At 62.4% G+C, this 825-nt stretch carries 1 protein-coding gene; it reads right to left on the bottom strand.

Features of this window, described 5'->3' with window-relative positions; genetic code table 11:
- Positions 1–812 (bottom strand): helix-turn-helix domain-containing protein (locus Raf01_RS49175; RefSeq protein ID WP_203925081.1); only part of this gene is annotated, 812 nt, incomplete at its 3' end.
- Between the last annotated feature and the right edge of the window lie 13 nt (positions 813–825).

Here is an 825-nt window from a genome sequence, read left to right as displayed (position 1 = left end):
TGGAAGTCGTGGATGGGGATGGCGTCGTTGTTGATGAGGTTGAAGATGCGTCGGTATTCGTTGACTTCGTTGGGTTCTTCGAGGTAGAGGGCGCCGACGTGGTTTTCGAGGTAGACGATGTCGGGGTCTTCGGGGTCGTCGAAGTCGAGGATGCGGAAGGCGCCGGCCATGGCGGCGTGGGCGCCGATGGTCCAGGGGAGGACTTTGATGGTGATGTTGTGGTGGTGGGTGAGGTTGCGGAGGTGGTCGATTTGGGCTTTGAGGATGGTGTGGTTGCCGACGGGGCGGGTGAGTGCGCCTTCGCCGAGGATGGTGGTGAGTTGGGGTGGTGGGGTGCGGGCGAAGAGGGTTTTTTGGCGTTGGATTCGGAGTTTGACTTGGCGTTGGGTGGCTTGTTCGTCGGTGGGTTGTTCGGCGGTGAAGATGGCGTGTGCGTATTGTTCGGTTTGGAGTTCGCCGGGGATGACTTCGCCGTCGTAGCTGTGGATGTGGTGGGCGCTGGCTTCGAGTCCTACGTAGAGTTTGAACCAGTCGGGGATGACGGGGTTGGTGTCCCACCATTCTTCTTGGCTGGTGCCGAGGGCGAGTTCGGCGAGGGCGTCGGTGATGCTTTGGTCGGCGCCGTAGAGCCAGCAGAGGGCGCGGACGTTGGCGACGGTGACGGGGACTTTTCCGGTTTCGATGCGGTGGAGGGTGGGTTCGGAGATGCCGAGTTTTTCGTCGGCGACTTCGCGTCTGCTTTTGCCTGCTGCGGTGCGTAGGCGGGTGAGTCGTCGGCCGAGGGTGCGGCGGACGACACGTTGCCCCGTCACGGGCACGACGCCA

The organism is Rugosimonospora africana (assembly GCF_016862975.1).
GTDB lineage: Bacteria > Actinomycetota > Actinomycetes > Mycobacteriales > Micromonosporaceae > Rugosimonospora > Rugosimonospora africana.
The sequence above is the reverse complement of the archived record's forward strand: the minus strand, read 5'-3'. Positions and strand labels throughout refer to the sequence as shown.